Below are 21,304 nucleotides of genomic sequence, written 5' to 3' on the forward strand. Positions count from 1 at the left end.
CTGCAGTAAGTTGTGCACAACTTAATTGTGGGCTATCGTTTCTGTATGACCGAAGCACCCCGCCTGGACCGGCAAGTCTGTTTTGCCCTGTACTCAGCTTCCCGTGCCGCCACCGCCGTCTACCGGCCCGTGCTGGACCAACTGGGGCTCACCTACCCGCAGTACCTGGTGATGCTGGTCCTGTGGGAAAGCGAACCCCGGGGCGTGAAGGAACTCGGCGGGGAACTTGGCCTCGACTCCGGCACCCTGTCGCCGCTCCTTAAGCGCCTGGAAGCCCTGGGGCTGGTGGAACGGCGGCGGTCCGGCGAGGACGAACGCCGCGTCGCCATCCACCTGACGGATGCCGGGCGGAACCTCAGCGGCGCGGCCAGCGCCATTCCGCAGCGGCTGGCCGATGCCGCAGGACTTTCGCTGGACGAACTCGAACAGCTGCGGACCACCCTGGGCAAGCTCACGGCTGCCCTGCATGAATCGCTGTGAACCCGAATACTGCACCATCCCATCTACAGGACGGATTTTTTCGTGAAGACTCTCTACACCGCCGAGGCGCTGGCCTCGGGCGAAGGGCGCGACGGCGCTGCACGCAGCAACGACGGCAGGCTCGCAGTGGATCTCGCCAGCCCGGTCGAACTCGGCGGCAGCGGCCACGGCACCAACCCCGAACAGCTTTTCGCCGCCGGGTATGCCGCCTGCTTCCATTCCGCACTGCGCCTGGTCGGCCGCAAGGCAGGCGCTGACCTGACGGACTCGGCAGTGGCAGCGAAAATCCACCTGGGGCAGCTGGAGAGCGGAGCCGGCTTCGGGCTGGCCGCCGAACTGGAAATCGCCCTGCCCGCCCTGGACCTCGCCACGGCGGAAGACCTTGTGGCCAAGGCGCACCAGGTCTGCCCCTATTCCAACGCCACCCGCGGCAACATCAACGTCGACCTCAAGATCCTGGAGTACGCAGCATGAGCACAGCCCTTGCAACCACCACCCGCGAAATCCGGTTGGCTTCGCGCCCCGAGGGACGCCCGTCCAATGAGAACTTCGAACTTGCCGAGTCTCCGCTGCCCGCACTCGAAGACGGCCAGATCCTGGTGCGGAACCTCTTCATGTCCGTAGACCCGTACATGCGGGGCAGGATGAATGACGTCAAGTCCTACTCCGCGCCCTTCGCCGTGGGCAAGGCGCTCGACGGCGGGGCGGTGGGCGAGGTGATGGCGTCCCGGTCGTCCGCACACCAGGAGGGCGACGTCGTCGTGCATCCGCTTGGCTGGCGCGAGTATGCGGTGGTCGACGGCGCTTCTGCCACCCCCGCCCGCACTGACCTGGCCCCGGCGTCCGCTTTCCTGGGTGCCCTGGGCATGACCGGGCTGACGGCCTACACCGGTCTGTTGAAGGTTGCCGAATTCAAGCCGGGCGACGCCGTGTTCGTTTCGGGCGCGGCGGGTGCCGTGGGCTCGCTGGTGGGACAGATCGCCAAAGCCATGGGCGCCTCCCGGGTCATCGGCTCGGCTGGCTCGCCCGCCAAGGTGGCCCGGCTCCTGGAGCTCGGTTTCGACGCCGCGTTCGACTACCATGACGGTCCCGTTGTCGGGCAACTGGAAAAGGCGGCCGGCCCGGCCGGCATTGACGTCTACTTCGACAACGTGGGCGGCGAGCACCTCGAGGCAGCCCTGTCGGTCCTCAACGTGGGCGGCCGGGTGGCAATGTGCGGCGCCATCGCGCAGTACAACTCAACCGAACCCACTCCTGCACCCCACAACCTGATGCAGGCTATCGGGAAGCAGCTCACCCTCCGGGGCTTCCTGGTGGGCGGGCAGCGCCAGCACGCGGCGGAGTTTGCGGAGAAAATGGCCGGCTGGCTGGCGGACGGGACCGTGCGCTACGACGAGACCATCGTTGACGGACTGGAGAACGCGCCGCAGGCCTTCATGGACCTCCTGGACGGCGCAAACACCGGGAAAATGCTCGTCCGGCTGTAGCCGCCACCATCACGCACAAGCAGTAGGGACACCGCATCCGCGGTGTCCCTACTGCTTGGTAACAACTTGTAAACAATCTCCCGGCTGGGCTCCTGGCGTGCTATGGGGACGTGGCGCAGGCCACTAAAGTAAGTGCCATCAGTGCGCTCCGGCGCAGTGCTGCGTGCCTTCAGTGAAAACAGAATTTCAGCGCCGAAACGGACACTCATTGAATTCCAGCCCGTAGCGCCACTCGCATCATCCCTGGAGGAAAATTGAAGAAATCACTGCGTGCCAGCTTCAAGCGCGGTTCAATGGCCGGAGTGGCCACCCTCGGTGCGTCCGCGCTTGTGCTCACCGCCTGCGGTGCAGCCCCCGAAGCCGGAAGCACCTCATCCGCAGGTGCCAGCGACTACACGGGCTGCATCGTGTCGGACTCCGGTGGATTCGACGACCAGTCCTTCAACCAGTCCTCCTACGAGGGCCTGAAGAAGACCGAGAAGGACCTTGGCATCAAGGTCAACCAGATCGAGTCGAAGACCAATAACGACTTCGAACCCAACCTGCGGGCCATGGTCACGGCCGGCTGCAACCTGACCATCACGGTGGGCTTCCTGCTCGGCGACGCCACCAAGGCCCAGGCCACCGCCAACCCGGACAAGCACTTCGCCATCATCGACTTTGGCTACGACAAGCCCATCAGCAACGTCAAGCCGATCATCTACGACACCGCGCAGGCGGCCTTCCTCGCCGGCTACCTGGCTGCAGGAACCACCAAGACCGGCACCGTGGCCACCTTCGGCGGCATCAAGATCCCCACCGTGACCATCTTCATGGACGGCTACGCCGACGGCGTGAAGTACTACAACCAGCAGAAGGGCAAGAACGTCAAGCTGCTCGGCTGGAACAAGGATGCCCAGGACGGCAGCTTCACCGGCGACTTCGAAAAGCAGGACGTGGGCAAGCAGCTGACCAAGAACTTCCTGGACCAGGGTGCGGACATCGTCATGCCCGTGGCCGGTCCCGTGGGCAAGGGCGCAGGAGCCGCGCTTAACGAGGCCAAGGCTGCCGGCAAGGACGTCAAGCTGATCTGGGTTGACTCGGACGGCTACCTCACCGCCCCGGACTACAAGGGCATCATGCTCTCCTCTGTCATGAAGCAGATGGGCGAGGCCGTGGAGACCGTTGTCACTGAGGACAAGGACGGCAAGTTCAACAACACCCCGTACGTTGGCACCCTTGCCAACGACGGCGTGCAGCTGGCACCCTTCCACGACCTCGACTCCCAGGTCCCCGCCGACGTGAAGTCCGACCTCGAGAAGATCAAGAAGGACATCGTCGACGGCAAGCTGAAGGTCGAGTCCGCAGCCAGCCCCAAGGCCTGATCCACCACAGGAAGCGCCACCGCCGGTCCGTCACCCACTGGCCGGCCGGTGGCGCTTTTTGCTGGCCGAACGTTTACAGCGCCCGGCCGGCTCCTCCCGGGACTGCAGCCACTAGGCTGGTGCTGCAGCCATATATCCCGTCCGGTCGATCACCGGACGCTTCGAGATTGGTCAGAGTTTTGAAACTTGAACTCAGAGGGATCACCAAACGTTTTGGCACGCTCCTGGCCAACGACCACATAGACGTGGTGGTTGAGCCGGGACAGATCCACTGCCTCCTTGGTGAAAACGGGGCGGGGAAATCCACCCTGATGAATGTGCTCTACGGGCTGTATGAGCCGTCCGAAGGCGAAATCCTCATCGATGACAAGCCCGTCACGTTCCGGGGCCCGGGCGATGCAATGGCGGCAGGGATCGGCATGGTGCACCAGCACTTCATGCTGGTGCCGGTCTTCACCGTGGCCGAGAACGTAGCGCTGGGCGCCGAACCCACCAAGGCGGCCGGGTTCCTCAACCTGGACCAGACCCGGCAGCGCATCAAGGAAATCTCGGACCAATACGGCTTCGATGTGGACCCGGACGCCCTGGTGGAGGACCTGCCGGTGGGCGTGCAGCAACGGGTGGAGATCATCAAGGCACTGGTCCGCAACGCCAAGGTGCTGATCCTGGATGAGCCCACCGCCGTGCTGACTCCGCAGGAGACCGACGAGCTCCTGGATATCATGCGCCAGCTGAAGTCGCGCGGAACCTCCATCGTCTTCATTTCGCACAAGCTGCGCGAGGTCAAGGAAGTCTCGGACACCATCACCGTGATCCGGCGGGGCAAGGTAGTGGGCACGGCCGATCCCGCCGCCTCCACCACCGAACTTGCCTCGATGATGGTGGGCCGTGCCGTAAGCCTGACCCTGGACAAGGCTCCGGCCCAGCCCAAGGACACCACCTTCGAAGTCCGCGACCTCACCGTCATCGCGCCCAACGGCCAGCACGTCGTGGACCATCTCAGCTTCCACATCAAGCGCGGCGAGATCCTGGCCGTTGCCGGCGTCCAGGGCAACGGGCAAACCGAACTCACCGAAGCGATCCTGGGCCTGCAGGAGCGGGTCACCGGTTCCATTGTCCTGGACGGCAAGGAGCTCGTGGGCCGGTCCGTCAAGGAAGTCCTGCAGGCCGGCGTCGGGTTCGTTCCCGAAGACCGCAAGGTGGACGGGCTGGTGGGCACCTTCTCCGTGGCGGAGAACCTGATCCTTGATCTTTATGACAAGCCGCCCTTCGCCAAGGGGATCAGCATGAGCCCTGCGAAAATCATGGAGAATGCCAAGGCGCGCATCGGCGAATTCGATGTCCGCACACCCTCCGCCGCAGCCGCCGCCGGGACCCTGTCCGGCGGCAACCAGCAAAAACTTGTGATGGCCCGCGAACTTTCCCGTCCACTGCGCCTGTTCATCGCCTCCCAGCCCACCCGCGGCGTGGACGTGGGTTCCATCGAGTTCCTGCACCGGCGGATTGTCGCGGAGCGTGACCAAGGGACCCCGGTGATGATCATTTCCACCGAACTGGACGAAGTCATGGAACTGGCGGACCGCATTGCGGTGCTCTACAAAGGCAAGCTGGTGGGCACTGTCCCCGCCGGAACCAGCCGGGACGTCCTTGGCCTCATGATGGCTGGCATCCCGCCGGAAGAACACGCACACACCCCGCAGGCCGGCACCCCGGCCGCCACCTCCAACGCCGAGGGAGCCGACCATGCCTGACCAGCCTTCCCCCAAACACGCAGACGAAAGCCGGCACGTCGACAACGAACAGCCCGGCGCCGGGTCTGCCGCCGGCCAGGATGCTGCGGAGGAAACGGCCGCAGTAGTGGCCGTCGACACCGCCGGCGGGGCGATGCAGCCCTCGGCTGTTCCAGCCACGGCCCAAAGCGGACTGCTTCCCGGCGGCTCCGACACCGTCCTGCGCAGGATCTTCACCGGAAGCGGCATGGTGTCCGTGCTGGCAGTGCTGCTGGCGCTGATCATTGGCGGCCTGCTCATCGCGAGCACCGACAAGCAGGTGGCCACCACCGCCGGCTACTTCTTCGCCCGGCCCACCGACATGCTGACGGCCGTATGGAATGCTGCCACGCGCTCCTACATAGCGCTGTTCCAAGGCTCGGTGTTCAACCCCCGCGGCAATGGGCTGGCCGCACAGTTCGCACCCTTCATGGAGACCCTCACCATCGCCACGCCGCTCATCACGGCCGGCCTGGGCGTGGCGCTGGCGTTCCGGGCCGGGCTCTTCAACATCGGCGCCCAGGGGCAGATCATCGTGGCCGGCATCCTGGCGGCCTGGGTGGGCTTCGCCCTGCACCTGCCGTTCGGCCTGCACCTGCTGCTGGTGCTGGTGGCCGGCATCATTGGCGGCGCCCTCTGGGGCGGCCTCGCCGGCCTGCTGAAGGCCCGCACCGGAGCCCACGAAGTCATCCTGACCATTATGTTCAACTACATCGCGCTGTACTTCCTGCGCTACCTGCTGAATACCCCGGCGTTCCAGCGGCCGGGGGAGTCGAACCCCATTTCGCCCATCCTGGATCCCAGCGCTGTCTACCCCCAGATCCTGGGCAGCCAGTACCGTCTGCACCTGGGCTTCATTCTGGCCATCGCGGCCACAGTCCTGGTGTGGTGGCTCCTCAACCGGTCCACGGTGGGCTTCGAGTTCCGTGCCGTGGGCGCCAACCCCAAGGCAGCCCAGACCGCCGGCATCAACGTCTCCCGCTCCACCATCCTGGTCATGGCCATCGCCGGCGGGCTCGCAGGCATGTCAGGCGTGGCCCAGGTCGCGGGCACGGAGAAGGTGCTCACGGACGGAGTCGCCGCCACGTACGGCTTTGACGCCATCACGGTCGCCTTGCTGGGACGTTCGACGCCGTGGGGCACCTTCGCTGCCGGCCTGCTGTTCGGCGCCTTCCGCGCCGGGGCGGTCCAGATGCAGATCCAGACCGGCACCCCCATCGACATCGTCCTGGTGGTCCAGTCCCTGATTGTCCTTTTCATTGCCGCGCCGCCGCTGGTGCGGGCCGTCTTTGGACTGAACCCGCGGCGCAGGAAGCCCGCGCGCGCAGCCAAGTCCGGGCAGGCAGCCACTACCGGAGGTGCCGCATGAGCACAACAGTTTCATCGTCCAGGCCGGGCAAACCCCAGCCCGGAGGGCCCAAGGCGGACGCCCCTTCCGCAGCGCCGGCCGGCAAACCCGTCAGCTGGAAGACTCCCGTCCTGCTCGCTGTCTTCGCCCTGGTCTCCCTGGTGTTCTTCGGATTCCTGGCGCCCAGCCAGACGGCCAGCTTTGGCATCTCCACCGGCGGCGACTTCTTCCAGCTGCCTGCATTGGAGATCAATGCGTTTGCCGGCGGCATCGTACTGTCAGTAGTGCTCATGGCGCTGGCAGGATACGCCGTCTACCTGAAGACCAAGAACCAGCCGGCTCCGGGCTGGTTGGCGGTCACGTTCATCGTGATCTTCGTGGCGGCCTTCCTTATTTGGGTGGTGGGCGGGGCCCGCACCCCCGCCATCTCGCTGGCGGGGCTCATCGCCGGGTCCGTCACGCTTGCGGTTCCGCTCGTGTTCGGTTCATTGTCCGGTGTCCTGTGCGAGCGGGTGGGCGTGGTCAACATCGCCATTGAAGGACAGCTCCTGGGCGGTGCATTCACCGCAGCCATCGTTGCCAGCATGACGAAGAACGCCTTCATCGGGCTGCTGGCCGCGGCCATTGCCGGGGCGGTCGTGTCCATGGTGCTGGCGCTGTTCAGCATCAAGTACCTGGTGAACCAGATCATCGTTGGCGTCGTCCTCAACGTCCTGGTCTCAGGGGTGACGGGCTTCCTCTTCAGCACCGTGATGCAGGCCAACAAAGCCCAGTTCAACTCACCGCCGGGGCTGGACGTCATCGACATCCCCATCCTCTCCAGCATCCCCATCATCGGCCCCATCCTGTTCCGGCAGTCGCTGGTGGGCTACCTCATGTATGTGGCCGTCGCGGTGGTTTGGGTAGGCCTGTTCAAGACCAGGTGGGGCCTGCGCGTCCGGGCAGTGGGGGAGCACCCCCAGGCCGCAGATACCCTTGGCATCAACGTCAACGCCACGCGGTTCTGGAACGTGACCCTGGGCGGTGCCGTCGCCGGAATTGGCGGCTCCTTCTTCACCCTGGTAGCGATCGACAGCTTCACCAAGGAGATTTCCGGCGGCCGCGGCTTCATCGCGCTGGCCGCCCTCATCTTTGGCCGCTGGAACCCGGTGGGCGCCTTCTTCGCGGCACTCCTGTTCGGTTTCGCCGACAACCTGCAGAGCATCGTGACCATCATCGGCACCCCGGTGCCCAGCCAGTTCATGGCCATGCTGCCCTACCTGGTGACCGTCCTCGCCGTCGCCGGCCTGGTAGGCAAATCCAGGGGCCCGGCCGCCAGCGGCATCCCCTACGTCAAGGGATGACGGCCATGGCCGGCACGCAGCCGGTGGACTGGGCCGCCCTGGAGGCGGCCGCAGTCGCCGCCATGAAGAACGCCTACGCCCCGTACTCGAAGTTCCCGGTGGGAGCCGCGGCCCTGACCGGGGATGGCCGGATTGTCAGCGGCTGCAACGTGGAGAACGCCAGCTACGGGCTGACGCTCTGCGCGGAATGCGCCCTGGTGGGAAACCTGCACATGACCGGCGGAGGCCTGCTCCGAGCGTTCTACTGCGTTGACGGGGCGGGGAACATCCTCATGCCCTGCGGCCGGTGCCGGCAGCTGTTGTACGAATTCCGCGCCCCGGATATGCAGCTCATGACTGCCCAGGGCATCAAAACCATGGACCAGGTGCTGCCCGACGCCTTTGGTCCCGAACACCTGGAGGAGACCCGGTGAACGAGAGCAGGACTGAGGCGTTCGACGCCGTTGACATCATCCGCACCAAGCGGGACAAGGGAACGCTGAGCCCCGAACAGATCGACTGGACCATCGATGCCTACACCCGCGGAGCGATCGCGGATGAACAGATGGCAGCCCTGAACATGGCCATCCTGCTCAACGGCATGGACCGCGCCGAAATTGCCCGGTGGACCGCCGCAATGATTGCCTCCGGCGAACGGATGGATTTCTCCAGCCTCCGGCGCCCCGATGGCGGCCTGAAGTACACCACGGACAAGCATTCAACGGGCGGTGTGGGGGACAAGATCACCCTGCCGCTGGCCCCGCTCGTCGCAGTGTTCGGCGTGGCCGTTCCGCAGCTGTCAGGCCGTGGGCTGGGGCACACCGGCGGAACCCTGGACAAGCTGGAATCCATTCCCGGGTGGCGGGCCAACCTCTCCAATGACGAGATCCTGGCCCAGCTCCAGGACGTGGGGGCTGTGATCTGCGCCGCCGGAGCGGGCCTGGCGCCGGCGGACAAGAAGCTCTACGCCCTGCGCGACGTGACCGGCACCGTGGAGGCCATCCCGCTGATCGCGTCGTCCATCATGAGCAAGAAGATCGCCGAGGGCACCGGCTCGCTGGTCCTGGACGTTAAGGTGGGCAGCGGCGCGTTCATGAAAGACGAGGCCAAAGCCCGCGAACTCGCCGGGACCATGGTGGCGCTGGGCAAGGATGCGGGGGTCAACACGGTGGCGCTGCTGACCAACATGAACACCCCGCTGGGGCTCACCGCCGGCAACGCCATCGAGGTGGAGGAATCAGTGGAGGTGCTGGCGGGCGGCGGTCCCGATGACGTTGTGGAACTGACCGTCCGGCTCGCCGAGGAAATGCTCGCCTGCGCAGGAGTGCATGACGCCGACCCCGCTGCTGCCCTCAAGGACGGCCGGGCCATGGACATCTGGAACCGGATGATCGCCGCCCAGGGAGGCGACCCCCGGGCCGCGCTGCCGGTGGCCAGGGAATCCGACGTCGTTTACGCTCCGGCGGACGGTGTGCTGGTGGAACTGGATGCACTCGCCGTAGGGGTGGCGGCCTGGCGGTTGGGCGCCGGACGTGCCCGCAAGGAGGACGCGGTCCAGGCGGGGGCGGGAGTGCGCATGCACGCAAAGCCCGGCGCCACAGTGCGCGCCGGGGAACCCCTGATGACCCTGCTCACGGACACCCCTGAGCGGTTCGCGCGGGCCAGGGAAGCCCTTGAACATGCCGTGGTCATCGCTCCGGAAGGTTCGCGGCCTGCCCAGCAGCTCATCATCGACCGCATAGCATAGGCACCAATGCAGGCCATCAATGACTTCATCCTCGCCGCAGCCGGGCAGCCCTGGGTGCTGGTACTGGTGCTGGCCTGCTGCATCATTGACGGCTTCTTCCCGCCCGTCCCCAGCGAATCCGTGGTGGTGGGCCTTGCAGCCGTCGCCGCCACCGCCGATGTGCCCAACCCGCTGCTCCTGGCCCTGGTGGCGGCCGCCGGTGCCTTCTCCGGTGACAACATCGCCTACCTCCTGGGCCGGCGGGTGGGCACCGGGCGCTGGGCCTGGATGCGCGGCCCGCGGATGCAAAGCGCGTTCCGCTGGGCGGGCCGCGAACTGCGGAAGCGTCCCGCCTCGCTGATCCTGGTGGCCCGCTTTGTCCCTATCGGGCGGGTGGCGGTCAACCTGACCGCCGGCGTCACCCACTACCCGCATCTTCGGTTCGTGGGCCTGACCATCCTGTCGGCCAGCCTCTGGGCCGGCTACTCGGTGGCGATCGGGCTTTTCTTCGGCCAGTGGTTCGAGGACAACCACCTCCTGGGCGCGGCAATCGCCATCGTGTGCGCCGTGGCCCTGGGCATTGTGGTGGACCTGGTAATCAACAAATTCCGGGGCAAACCCAACGTCGTGGAGCGGATCCGGGAACCCGGTGCCTGACCGGCGCGTTTAACCTGTAATTCCGGGCTTCGGGGCGTAGCGCATTGCGGCTCCCGCATGGGACACTTAGGAACGATTTCCGCTTTGGCTGCGGCACTTTGGCTGTGTCATTTTTTATACAGGAGCAACACCGCGTGGAGTTTATTAATGAGGCCGTGCTCCATGCAGCGGGCCAATGGTGGATTTACCCCGTCCTGTTGGTGTTCTTCTTCGTGGACGGCTTCGCCATGGTGGTCCCCAGTGAGACGCTGATCGTTGCGCTGGCGGCTTTTTCCCGTCACAGCGGCGAGCCCAATCTTTGGATCCTGGGCTTGACGGCCCTGGTCGGCGCCATCTGCGGCGACAACATGGCCTATATGCTCGGCCGGAAGATTGGCCTGGACCGGTGGGGGTGGATGCGCCGGCCCAAAGTCCGGAAGGTCTTCGCCTGGGCGCGGTATGAGCTTGAAAAGCGGGGTGCCGTACTGATCTTCACCGCCCGCTACATCCCCTGGGGCCGGGTGGCGGTCAACTACGTCGCCGGCAGCACCGGCTTCTCGCACCGCAGGTTCTTCGTCTTCGACGCCTTCGCCTGCGTCACCTGGGTGGGCTACTCCCTTGGTATCGGCGTGCTGGCCAGCTCGTTCCCCTGGTTGCACCACAACCCACTGCTGAGCGCGGGTATCGCCGTCGTGTTCGCGATTGTCCTGGGCATCGTCATTGACCACCTGCTGCGCTGGTGGCACAAACGGCTGGGCCGGAACGACGCACCTGACGCGGACGGGTGGAGCGATGAAACCTCCGGCTCCGGCCACGAGGGACGACCCGGCACCCAGGCCCTTGTAATGCCGTCGGCAGAGGCCGGTCCCGCGGCCAAATAGCGCCGGGCTTTGAACGGCTGGCTTTGAACTCTGGCCCACCCTAAGGTGGGAACGTGACTGAGCCTATTGTTGACGCTGCCCCTGCCATCGATTTTGACCTGAAGAGCCTGCCCAAGGTTTCCCTTCACGACCACCTGGACGGAGGACTCCGTCCGGCCACCATCATCGAACTGGCGGAGGCCGTAGGCCACACGCTCCCCTCGACCGACCCGGTGGCCCTGGGGCAGTGGTTCCGGGAGTCAGCGGATTCCGGATCCCTGGTCCGCTACCTGGAGACGTTCGACCACACCGTTGCCGTGATGCAGACCTACGACGGTCTGTTCCGCGTCGCGAAGGAGTTCGTTGAGGACCTCGCCGACGACGGCGTGGTGTACGGCGAAGTGCGTTGGGCCCCCGAGCAGCACCTCCAGAAGGGCCTGAGCCTTGATGAAGCCGTGGAAGCGGTTCAGGATGGCCTGGAGGCCGGCGTCGAAGCCGTGTCCGAAAGTGGCCGCGAAATCCAGGTGGGCCAGCTGATCACCGCCATGCGGCACGCCGACCGTGGCCAGGAGATCGCCGAACTGGCCGTCCGCCACCGCAACAAGGGCGCAGTGGGTTTTGACATCGCCGGGGCCGAGGACGGCTTCCTGCCCAGCCGCTTCAGGGACGCCTTCACCTACCTGGCCCAGCACAATTTCCCTGCCACGGTTCACGCCGGCGAGGCGGCCGGGCTGGAGAGCATCCAGTCCGCGCTGGTGGACGGCCGCGCCCTCCGCCTGGGCCACGGCGTCCGGATCGCCGAGGACATCATGGTGGAATTCGACGACGACGGGGAAGCCGGGGACACTGTTGGCCTGGTCACCCTCGGGGACCTCTCCAGCTGGATCCGCGACCGCGGCATCGCCCTGGAAATCTGCCCGTCCTCAAACCTCCAGACCGGCGCGATTGCAGAATTCGGTGAGGGCATCGAGAGCCACCCGCTGGACATGCTCTACCAGCTGGGCTTCAACGTCACCATCAACACGGACAACCGCCTGATGAGCGGCGTCACCCTGACCGACGAGTTCAACCTGCTGGTGGAAACCTTCGACTACGACCTCGACGACCTGCTGGAGCTGACCCTCAATGCCGCCGAAGCGTCCTTCCTGCCCCTGGAGGAAAAGGAAGCGCTGGTGGAATACATCAACGACGCCTACGCCAACCTTGGCTGACCAGGCGCCCGTCGGGAGGCTCGTCACTGTCATAGGGCAGCTGCGTGAGCACTGTCCCTGGATGGGCGCCCTGACACACGCCTCGCTGGTGGAGTACCTCCTGGAGGAGGCGTACGAGGTGGCCGAAACCATCGAGGAGGGCCACCCCGACGCCGAACTCCAGGGCGAGCTGGGCGACGTCCTGCTCCAGGTGGTGCTGCACGCCCGGCTGGCCGAGGAACGCGGTGCGTTCAAGTTCGACGACGTGGCGCGCGGCCTGGCTGCCAAAATGATCCGCCGGAACCCGCACGTGTTCCAACCTGACGGTTCCCTGCAGGAGAGCTTCCCGGCCACCGTTGAGGAGATCGAGCAGAAGTGGGACGAGGTCAAGCGGGCCGAACGCCCGGAGCGGCCCAGCGCCTTTGAGGGCATCCCGGAGGCCCTCCCGGCGCTGGCCAAGGCCCAAAAGTCGCTGGACCGTGCCGCCCGCGCGGGCCTCGGGCTTCCCGACGGCGCTGCCGTCCCTCAAAGCGAGGAGGAACTCGGAAACGTGCTGCTCGCCGTCGTGCGTTCCGCCCGTGACAACGGCATGGACGCTGAGCGTGCCCTCCGTGCCGCGGTCCGCCGTTACCAAGGCGGCCACGCGCCATCATGACGTCACGGCCCCGGCCGGTTTGAGTAACCCGGACCACTCTCGACTACGCTAGTCCCTGACGAGTACGTCGAGTTTTTTGCCTGATTCCCCCCGTTAATCGCCCATAAGGAGCAAATTCATGGCGCTTATCGATGCCATCCACGCCCGCGAGATCCTCGATTCCCGTGGCAACCCCACCGTAGAAGTTGAAGTCCTGCTTTCCGACGGCCAGATCGGCCGCGCGGCCGTTCCCTCCGGCGCTTCCACCGGCGAGCACGAGGCCGTCGAACTGCGCGACGGCGACAAGGGCCGCTACCTCGGCAAGGGCGTGCAGAAGGCCGTCGACGCCGTGATCGACCAGATTGCCCCCGCCCTGACCGGCTTCGACGCCACCGACCAGCGCAGCATCGACCAGGCCATGCTGGACCTGGACGGCACCCCCAACAAGGGCAAGCTGGGCGCCAACGCCATCCTGGGCGTCTCCCTGGCGGTCGCCAACGCAGCCGCGGCCTCTGCCGACCTGCCGCTCTACAAGTACCTGGGCGGCCCCAACGCGCATGTCCTGCCCGTGCCGCTGATGAACATCCTCAACGGTGGATCCCACGCCGATTCCGACGTCGACATCCAGGAATTCATGATCGCCCCGATCGGCGCCGAGACCTTCTCCGAGGGCCTGCGCTGGGGCGTCGAGGTGTACCACAACCTCAAGTCCGTGCTCAAGGAAAAGGGCCTGTCCACCGGCCTCGGCGACGAAGGCGGCTTCGCCCCGAACCTGCCGTCCAACCGTGCAGCACTGGACCTGATCCAGGAAGCCATCAAGAACGCCGGCTACACCCCGGGCAAGGACATCGCCCTGGCCCTGGACGTTGCCTCCTCTGAATTCTTCAAGGACGGCGCCTACCAGTTCGAAGGCAAAGCGCTCTCCGCCACCGAGATGAGCGCTTACTACGCCGAACTCGTGGCCGACTACCCGCTGGTCTCCATCGAAGACCCGCTGGACGAGAACGACTGGGAAGGCTGGAAGACCCTCACCGACACCATCGGCGACAAGGTCCAGCTGGTGGGCGACGACCTGTTCGTCACCAACCCCTCCATCCTGCAGCGCGGCATCGACACCAAGACCGCCAACTCCCTGCTGGTCAAGGTCAACCAGATCGGTTCCCTGACCGAGACCCTGGACGCCGTCAGCCTGGCCCAGCGCGCCGGCTACACCACCATCACCTCGCACCGCTCCGGCGAAACCGAGGACACCACCATCGCCGACATCTCGGTGGCCACCAACGCCGGCCAGATCAAGACCGGCGCCCCGGCCCGCTCCGAGCGCGTCGCCAAGTACAACCAGCTGCTGCGCATCGAAGAGGAACTCGACGACGCCGCACGCTACGCCGGACGCAGCGCGTTCCCGCGTTTCAAGGGCTAGTAACCGCCTAAACCCATCCGCGGTGGCTATGGTTGAAAGACCATAGCCACCGCTGTTGTTTCCAGCAGCATTTGTTTCAGCAGTGTTTGTCCAGCACAGATAGTGGCTGCCCAGGCAGGCTGCGTTTCAGGAGTGTCATGGCTACCCGCCGCCCCAAAGTTCCCAAGGTCGCCCCCGCCCGTCCAGCCAAGGAAACGGCCGACGACGGATCCGCCGGCGGTGCCGAGGTCATCCGGGCGGATTTCCGGCCGGGCAAGGGCGCCGCTACGACGGACAAAGCACCGGCGGGCGATAACCCGGGGCGTGGAACTGCGGGCAAGGCCGCGGCGAAGGCAGGGCAGGCAGCCAAGTCCGGGCCTTCCGCCGCACGCAAGGGCAGCAGTTCCGTTGACGGCAAGAGCGTCCGGGACGGCGATGAGGATCAGCACCCTGTCCCCGCCAAGGCGTTCTCCGGCCGCATGCTGGCGCTGGCCGTGGTGATGATTGCCATCACCATCATGCTGGCGCCCACGGTGAAGATCTTCTTCGACAAAAAGGCCGAAATCGACGCGCTGAACGCCGATATCGCCGCACGCCAGGCGGAAGGCGATGCCCTCCGGCAGCAGGTTTCGCGGTGGCAGGACCCCAACTACGTCAAACAGCAGGCCCGCGACCGCATTAACATGGTTATGCCGGGCGAAACCGGCTACTGGGTTTTTGGCAGCGATGAGCCGGCCGGAGAAAGCAGTAGCCCCGCCGGCGCAGCAGCACAAGACCCCGCCGATCTGCCGTGGGTGGATTCCCTGTGGGAGTCCATCAGGCGCGCGGCCACAGACTGAACCGCACAGGAAGGACGGCCCGCGAACATGGAACACAACACGGCAGCCGCCCGGGACGAATCCCGCCAACCGACAGCACACGACCTTGAAGTACTGAGCAGGCAGCTGGGACGCCCCGTCCGCGACGTCGTGGAGATTCCGGCGCGCTGCGTCTGTGGAAACCCCCTGGTGGCTGCCACCGCCCCGCGCCTCAGCAACGGCACCCCCTTTCCCACCACCTTCTACCTGACGCACCCGGTGATCACATCCGCGGTTTCCAGGCTTGAAGCGGCCGGCGTCATGAACAGCATGAATGAACAACTGGCAGGCGATGCCGGGCTCGCGGCTGCCTACCGCTCAGCACACGAGGAGTACCTCGCTGCCCGCGCGGCCATCGGGGAGCGTTCGGGCATCGGCGCTGTGCCTGAAATCGACGGCGTCTCCGCCGGCGGGATGCCCACGCGCGTCAAATGCCTGCACGTCCTGGTGGGCCACTCCCTGGCGGCAGGCAGCGGCGTCAATCCCTTAGGCGACCAGGCGCTTGACATGATCAGCGAATGGTGGACGGCGGACAGGTGTTACTGCGACGGTGCCTGGGACACCACAGGCGAGGCACCGTCCAGGGACCTCAGCCGCCACGGACCGCAGGGCCTGCCGGACATCGTGGGGCGCCCTGCCCCCGTGCGGAAGTCCGCCGGCGCCGCAGAGGCCGCCGAATGACCCGCGTGGCCGCCATAGACTGCGGCACCAACTCCATCCGGCTGCTGATTGCGGACATCGACCGCAGCAGCGGCGCCGCGAACCTCACCGACGTCGTCCGGGAGATGCGCGTGGTCCGGCTGGGCCAGGGCGTGGATGCTACCGGCGAACTGGCCCCGGAGGCGCTGGACCGGACCTTTGCCGCAGCGGCTGACTACGCCCGGCTGATCAAGGAGCGCGGCGCGGAGCGGATCCGCTTTGTGGCCACCTCCGCAAGCCGCGATGCGCGCAACCGGGACGTCTTCGTGGACGGCATCAGGGACCTGCTGGGAGTGGAACCTGAGGTGATCTCCGGGGACGAGGAAGCGGCACTGTCATTCGCCGGCGCCAGCAGCGTCCTGCCCATCCTCGACGGCCACCAGGTGCTGGTGGTGGACCTCGGCGGCGGAAGCACCGAATTCGTCCTCGGCACTGCAGCCGGGGTAACCGCGGCAAAGTCCGTGGACATCGGCTGTGTCCGGCTCACCGAACGGCACCTGCGCAACGATCCTCCCACCGCCGAACAGATCGCTGCCGCGGAAGCCGACGTGGACGCTGCCATGGCCCGCGCCGGGCGCGACGTACCGCTGGAACGCGCCACCGCCGTCGTCGGTGTTGCCGGGTCTGTCACTACCATCACCGCGCACGCGCTCCGCCTGCCCGGGTATTCCCCCGCCGCAATCCACGGCGCCGAACTCCCCATCGGGGAAGTCCGCGCCGCCGCCACCGACCTGCTGGGCATGACCCGGGCGCGCCGCGCGGCACTGCCGTACATGCACCCGGGACGCGTGGACGTCATCGGCGCCGGGGGACTGGTATGGCGCCGCATCCTGGAACGGATGGGGGAGTTGACCGGGGGGCGCATCACCGCGGCCACCGCAAGCGAGCACGACATCCTCGACGGCATCGCGCTGAGCATCGGGTAGGCCATGGACTCCACCCCAGCTTCCATCCCGTTCCTGCCCCGTGCGGCGGCCGCCGCCGTAGCCGTCCTCCTGGCAGCGTCCTGCCTGTGCGCCGGCCTCTTCACTGCACCCGCCGCAAACGCCGACGAATGGCGCGACAAGGAATACTGGCTGGCAGACTCCGGCATTACCAAGGCCTGGGAGGTGTCAAAAGGTGCCGGCGTCAAGGTGGCCGTCATTGACAGCGGCATCGACGCCCAGCACCCGGACCTCAAAGGCGCGGTCGTCGGCGGTTACGACGCCTCGGGCTCCGGCCAGCCCGACGGCCAGAAAAGCGTCGGCTCCAAACCCGAACACGGCACCTTGGTGGCCACCATGCTGGCCGGCCGCGGACACCAGCCGGCCAGTGCAAGCCCCAGCCCGGGTCCCGGGCAGCCCGGCACTCCGCCGGACGGGATCATGGGCGTGGCGCCGGAGGCACAGCTTCTGTCCGTTTCCACCTGGCTGGGCTCGGCCAACCCCTCGGGCAAAAGCGACCAGGACCAGATTCCCGAGGCCGTCCGCTGGGCCGTGGACAACGGCGCCAAGGTGATCAACATTTCGCTGGGCAGCACCACCCCGCAGTGGCCGCAAAGCTGGGACGCCGCGTTCCTGTACGCAGAACAAAAGGACGTGGTCATCGTTGCCGCCGCGGGCAACCGCGTGGGCGGCAACACCCAGGTGGGCGCCCCGGCCACCATCCCCGGCGTACTCACCGTGGCGGGCCTGGACCGGAAGAACGTGGCCAGCGTGGACGCCTCATCGCAGGGGATCAGCATTGGGGTGGCTGCCCCCGCAGAGAACCTCCTGGGCGGCCTCCCCGGCGGGAGCTACGCGGAGTGGGCCGGGACCTCCGGGTCCACGCCCATCGTTTCCGGCGTCGCCGCCCTGATCCGGTCCAAGTGGCCGGACATGAGCGCCGAACAGGTGATCAACAGGATCGTCTCCACGGCAAAGGATGCCGGCCCTCCGGGCAAGGACCCGCTGTACGGCTATGGCATCCTGAACGCCGAGGCCGCGCTCAAGGCCGACGTCCCCCAGGTGTCGGTGAACCCGTTGGGCACCGTAGCCGAATGGATCCGCGTGCACCGGCGCGGCAACGCCGCGCCTGCAACTCCCCAGCCCACCGCCACCTCAGCGCCCATCGCGGCACCCACGCTGCCGGACGCCACCGTCCCGGCCGCCAAGGCACCCTCTCAGCGCGACACTGCCATCGGCGCCGCCGTCGTGATCGGTTTTGCCGTCCTGTTCGTGGCGATCATCGCTGCTGCCGGCATCTCGCTCCGGAGGGCTGCCCGGAACCCGGCCCTTGCCCGGGAGGAGCCGGAGACAGGGGTAGTGGAACAGGTGCAATCGCGCAGTAATCCGCACGTTACGGACCGGGGGGCAAGTTAGTGAAGATTTTCACAAACTGCGCTATCCTTAAACTATGGCAACCACCCCACAGCTCCAGGACCGTCCCAGGGTACTCGTCGTCGGCGGCGGGTACGTCGGCCTGTACGTAGCACTGAAACTGCAGAAGAAGATCGCGAATGCCGGTGGCATCGTCACCGTCGTCGATCCGCTGCCCTACATGACCTACCAGCCGTTCCTCCCCGAGGTGGCCGGCGGCAACATCGAGGCCCGCCACGCGGTGGTGTCCCACCGCCAGCACCTCAAGCAGACGGAACTGATCCAGGGCCGCGTTACCTCGATCGACCACGAAAACCGCACAGCTGTGGTGGCTCCCGCCGACGGCGGCGAAAACTTTGAAATTCCGTACTTCGACGTCGTGCTCGCAGCCGGCGCCATCACCCGCACGTTCCCCATCAAGGGCCTGGCGGACAAGGGCATTGGCCTGAAGACCATCGAGGAAGCCGTTGCGCTGCGCAACAAGCTGCTGGAGCGCATCGAGGTTGCCTCCACCATGACGGACCCCGCCGCACGCGCCCGCGCCCTCACCTTCGTGGTGGTCGGCGGCGGCTTTGCCGGCATCGAGTGCATCACCGAGATGGAAGACCTCGCCCGCGCAGCCGTGCGCAACAACCCCCGCATCAAGCAGGAGGAAGTCCGCTTCGTCCTGGTCGAAGCCATGGGCCGCATCATGCCCGAGGTCACCGCCAAGCAGGCCGAGTGGGTTGTGGAACACCTGCGCAGCCGCGGCATCGAGGTCCTCCTGAACACCTCGCTGGACAGCGCCGAAGGCACCCTGAAGCTCATCAACCTTCCGGACAAAACCCCCGCCCAGGAATTCGAAGCCGACACCCTGGTGTGGACGGCCGGCGTGCAGGCCAACCCGATGGTCCGCTCCACCGACTTCCCGCTCGAGCCCCGCGGCCGCGTCCGCGTCCTGCCGGACCTGCGCATTGCCGGGGACGAAGGCATCGTGGAGAACGCGTGGGCCGCAGGCGACATCGCCGCCGTTCCGGACCTCACCGGCAAGGGCCTGCCTGACGGCACCTGCGTCCCCAACGCCCAGCACGCCCTGCGCCAGGCCAAGCGCCTTGCCAAGAACCTGTGGGCTTCGCGCTGGGACAAGCCGCTGGCTGACTACAAGCACAAGAACCTTGGTGCGGTGGCCGGCTTCGGCGAATGGAAGGGCGTTGCCAACATCAACCTCCTGGGCCGGATCGGCCTCAAGGGCCCGCTGGCGTGGCTGGCCCACCGCGGCTACCACGGCATGGCCATGCCCACGTTCGAGCGCAAGTTCCGCGTGATCTTCAACTGGATCATCGGCTTCTTCGCCGGCCGGGACACCACCCAGCTCATGGACCTGGACAACCCCCGCGGCGCCTTCGTCGCGGCAGCTACCCCCGCCCCGAAGCCGGCAGCCGCACCAGTGGCAGTTCCGGCCGGCGGCTCTGGTTCAACCGCCACCACCGCTGCCAAGGAAACGGTGGCGGCCAACGCCAAGTAGTGCGTCTGCTCCCGCTTTACAGCGTCCGACGGCGGCCGTCCCCTTTGCGGGGCCGGCCGCCGTCGGCGTTTCCAGCCAACGTGCCATTCACAGGTACCATTGACCCCGGCGCCCCAGTAGCCCAATTGGCAGAGGCAGCGGACTTAAAATCCGCGTGTTGTGGGTTCGAGTCCCACCTGGGGTACAGACTGTCCCGGCACGGCGCTGCCGTCCCGGCGTTCCGAAAGCCGCCTGCCCAGCAGGCGGCTTTCGGCGTTTAATGCCCCACAGGAAACTACTGTTATAAGGCTGTGACCTCAGTCACTTAGGTTCGCTGGCGTCTATGCACTAGCTTGAAGCTAAATCAGGAATACCTGGTCCCGCTCCGGGCGCCACAGCGCCCGTTCCGCACCCGCATCGCACGGTCCTGTTTCGGAAGGCAGATTAATGTACCGAAAGAAAGTCCTCACTTCGTTGGCAGCGGCAGCCACGTTCAGCATGCTGCTGTCGGCCTGCGCCAACCAAGCAGGCCCCAGCAACACCGAGAGCTCCGGCTCGTCCAACAAAGTGAACATCCCCGCCATTTCGAAAGTGGACGTTCCCTCCGGCGCGGTCAAGCCCGCCGGCGACGGCAAGGCGACCTGCCCGTCCACCACCACGCTGGCCTACGCCGGCGCCCAGACCGGCCCCAACGCGCAGCTCGGCGTCAACATTTTCAACGGCATCCAGCTGGCCATCGACCAGCACAACAAGGCCAACCCGGGCTGCCAGGTGCAGTTCAAGAAGTTCGATACCGAAGGCGACCCCAACAAGGCCACCGGCCCCGTCACCCAGCTGGTGAGCGAGCCGGACATCCTGGGTGTGGTCGGCCTCCCGTTCTCGGGTGAGTCCAAAGCCACGGGCAACATCTTCGAGCAGAAGGGCCTGGTGCACATCACGCCGTCGGCCACCAACCCGGGCCTGACCAACAACGGCTGGACCACCTTCTTCCGGGGCCTCGGCAATGACGCCGTCCAGGGTCCGGCGGCCGCCAAGTTCCTCACCGGGAAGCTTGGCGCCAAGAAGGTCTACCTGGTCCAGGATGATTCCGACTACGGCATCGGCCTGGGAACCTCCACCTCTGCCGGCCTGGGCAGCGCACTGGCCGGGACGGAAAAGGTGACCACCGGGCAGAAGGACTTCTCGGCAGTCATTTCCAAGATCATGAACGCCAAGGCGGACGCCGTCTTCTACGCCGGCTACTACGCAGAGGGCGCCCCGTTCGACCAGCAGCTGGTCGGCAAGGGGTTCACAGGGACGTTCGTGGCACCGGATGGCGTCAAGGATGACCAGTTCATCAAGCAGGCAGGCGATGCTTCCAACAACGCCTACTTCACCTGCCCCTGCATCCCCGGTGAGCTGATTCCTGATTTTGCATCCGCTTACAAGGACATCGCCAAGGGTGCAGAACCCGGTACGTACTCCATCGAGGGCTACGACGCCGCAACCGTGCTCCTCTCCGGGATCGACGCCGGCAAGCAGAACCGCGCCGACCTGCTTGCCTGGGTCAAGGCCTACGACAAGGACGGCCTGAGCAAGCACTACAAGTGGGATGCGAAGGGCGAGCTCCAGGCCCCGACCGTGTACGGCTACAAGGTGGAAAACGGGAAGATCGTTCCCATCGGCCCCATCGGGGAGTAGCAGCCCGGCGCAAGACAATGGCTGTGGGGGCCAG

20 protein-coding genes and 1 tRNA gene are annotated in these 21,304 nt (G+C 66.3%); all 21 read left to right on the forward strand.

From position 1 onward, the window contains the following. Positions 1-45: 45 nt before the first annotated feature. Positions 46-480, forward strand: a complete 435-nt coding sequence (locus tag ASG79_RS19690) for a MarR family winged helix-turn-helix transcriptional regulator (RefSeq protein WP_018770212.1) — start codon at positions 46-48, stop codon at positions 478-480. 42 nt (positions 481-522) lie between these two features. Beyond that, positions 523-954 (forward strand): organic hydroperoxide resistance protein, encoded by a 432-nt coding sequence (locus tag ASG79_RS19695; RefSeq protein WP_018770211.1) that lies wholly within the window; start codon positions 523-525, stop codon positions 952-954. Next, entirely contained in the window at positions 951-1,967 is a 1,017-nt protein-coding gene (locus ASG79_RS19700) for an NADP-dependent oxidoreductase (RefSeq protein WP_018770210.1), read from the forward strand. The genes ASG79_RS19695 and ASG79_RS19700 overlap by 4 nt, the downstream gene beginning before the upstream one ends. Positions 1,968-2,221: 254 nt before the next feature. Continuing rightward, entirely contained in the window at positions 2,222-3,331 is a 1,110-nt protein-coding gene (locus tag ASG79_RS19705; protein ID WP_018770209.1) for a BMP family lipoprotein, read from the forward strand. A 179-nt stretch (positions 3,332-3,510) separates the two neighbouring features. Further along, complete coding sequence (locus tag ASG79_RS19710) at positions 3,511-5,082, forward strand: ABC transporter ATP-binding protein (RefSeq protein WP_018770208.1); 1,572 nt, start codon at positions 3,511-3,513, stop codon at positions 5,080-5,082. Further along, positions 5,075-6,469, forward strand: a complete 1,395-nt coding sequence (locus ASG79_RS19715; RefSeq protein ID WP_056393460.1) for an ABC transporter permease — start codon at positions 5,075-5,077, stop codon at positions 6,467-6,469. Before ASG79_RS19710 ends, ASG79_RS19715 begins: the two co-directional genes overlap by 8 nt. Continuing rightward, the gene (locus tag ASG79_RS19720; RefSeq protein ID WP_018770206.1) at positions 6,466-7,791 is read left to right on the forward strand and encodes an ABC transporter permease; all 1,326 of its coding nucleotides are present in this window, start codon (positions 6,466-6,468) and stop codon (positions 7,789-7,791) included. Before ASG79_RS19715 ends, ASG79_RS19720 begins: the two co-directional genes overlap by 4 nt. Positions 7,792-7,796: 5 nt before the next feature. Then, positions 7,797-8,204, forward strand: a complete 408-nt coding sequence (locus tag ASG79_RS19725; protein WP_018770205.1) for a cytidine deaminase — start codon at positions 7,797-7,799, stop codon at positions 8,202-8,204. Further along, complete coding sequence (locus ASG79_RS19730; RefSeq protein ID WP_056393462.1) at positions 8,201-9,517, forward strand: thymidine phosphorylase; 1,317 nt, start codon at positions 8,201-8,203, stop codon at positions 9,515-9,517. The genes ASG79_RS19725 and ASG79_RS19730 overlap by 4 nt, the downstream gene beginning before the upstream one ends. Before the next feature lie 6 nt (positions 9,518-9,523). Beyond that, positions 9,524-10,153 (forward strand): DedA family protein, encoded by a 630-nt coding sequence (locus tag ASG79_RS19735; protein WP_018770203.1) that lies wholly within the window; start codon positions 9,524-9,526, stop codon positions 10,151-10,153. Positions 10,154-10,287: 134 nt separating this feature from the next. Further along, complete coding sequence (locus tag ASG79_RS19740; protein WP_018770202.1) at positions 10,288-11,013, forward strand: DedA family protein; 726 nt, start codon at positions 10,288-10,290, stop codon at positions 11,011-11,013. Between the two features lie 53 nt (positions 11,014-11,066). Next, entirely contained in the window at positions 11,067-12,203 is a 1,137-nt protein-coding gene (locus ASG79_RS19745; RefSeq protein WP_018770201.1) for an adenosine deaminase, read from the forward strand. Positions 12,204-12,264: 61 nt separating this feature from the next. Continuing rightward, a complete protein-coding gene (locus ASG79_RS19750) occupies positions 12,265-12,837 on the forward strand; it encodes a MazG nucleotide pyrophosphohydrolase domain-containing protein (RefSeq protein ID WP_056393464.1) in 573 nt (190 codons plus the stop codon). A 118-nt stretch (positions 12,838-12,955) separates the two neighbouring features. Next, positions 12,956-14,236 (forward strand): phosphopyruvate hydratase, encoded by a 1,281-nt coding sequence (eno, locus tag ASG79_RS19755; protein ID WP_018770199.1) that lies wholly within the window; start codon positions 12,956-12,958, stop codon positions 14,234-14,236. A 137-nt stretch (positions 14,237-14,373) separates the two neighbouring features. Further along, entirely contained in the window at positions 14,374-15,054 is a 681-nt protein-coding gene (locus tag ASG79_RS19760; RefSeq protein WP_018770198.1) for an FtsB family cell division protein, read from the forward strand. 27 nt (positions 15,055-15,081) lie between these two features. Further along, entirely contained in the window at positions 15,082-15,753 is a 672-nt protein-coding gene (locus ASG79_RS19765; protein WP_018770197.1) for a DUF501 domain-containing protein, read from the forward strand. Next, positions 15,750-16,697 (forward strand): Ppx/GppA phosphatase family protein, encoded by a 948-nt coding sequence (locus ASG79_RS19770; RefSeq protein ID WP_018770196.1) that lies wholly within the window; start codon positions 15,750-15,752, stop codon positions 16,695-16,697. The genes ASG79_RS19765 and ASG79_RS19770 overlap by 4 nt, the downstream gene beginning before the upstream one ends. A 3-nt stretch (positions 16,698-16,700) precedes the next feature. After that, on the forward strand, positions 16,701-18,110 hold the full coding sequence (locus tag ASG79_RS19775) for a S8 family serine peptidase (protein ID WP_056393466.1): 1,410 nt from the start codon (positions 16,701-16,703) through the stop codon (positions 18,108-18,110). 34 nt (positions 18,111-18,144) lie between these two features. Beyond that, complete coding sequence (locus tag ASG79_RS19780) at positions 18,145-19,611, forward strand: NAD(P)/FAD-dependent oxidoreductase (RefSeq protein WP_056393468.1); 1,467 nt, start codon at positions 18,145-18,147, stop codon at positions 19,609-19,611. 110 nt (positions 19,612-19,721) lie between these two features. Continuing rightward, a tRNA-Leu gene (locus tag ASG79_RS19785) sits at positions 19,722-19,795 on the forward strand. 242 nt (positions 19,796-20,037) lie between these two features. Further along, positions 20,038-21,270 carry a branched-chain amino acid ABC transporter substrate-binding protein gene (locus tag ASG79_RS19790; RefSeq protein ID WP_056393470.1) on the forward strand — a complete coding sequence of 411 codons (1,233 nt, stop codon included), beginning with the start codon at positions 20,038-20,040 and terminating at the stop codon, positions 21,268-21,270. The last annotated feature ends 34 nt before the right edge of the window (positions 21,271-21,304 follow it).

This window comes from Arthrobacter sp. Soil761, assembly GCF_001428325.1.
GTDB lineage: Bacteria > Actinomycetota > Actinomycetes > Actinomycetales > Micrococcaceae > Arthrobacter.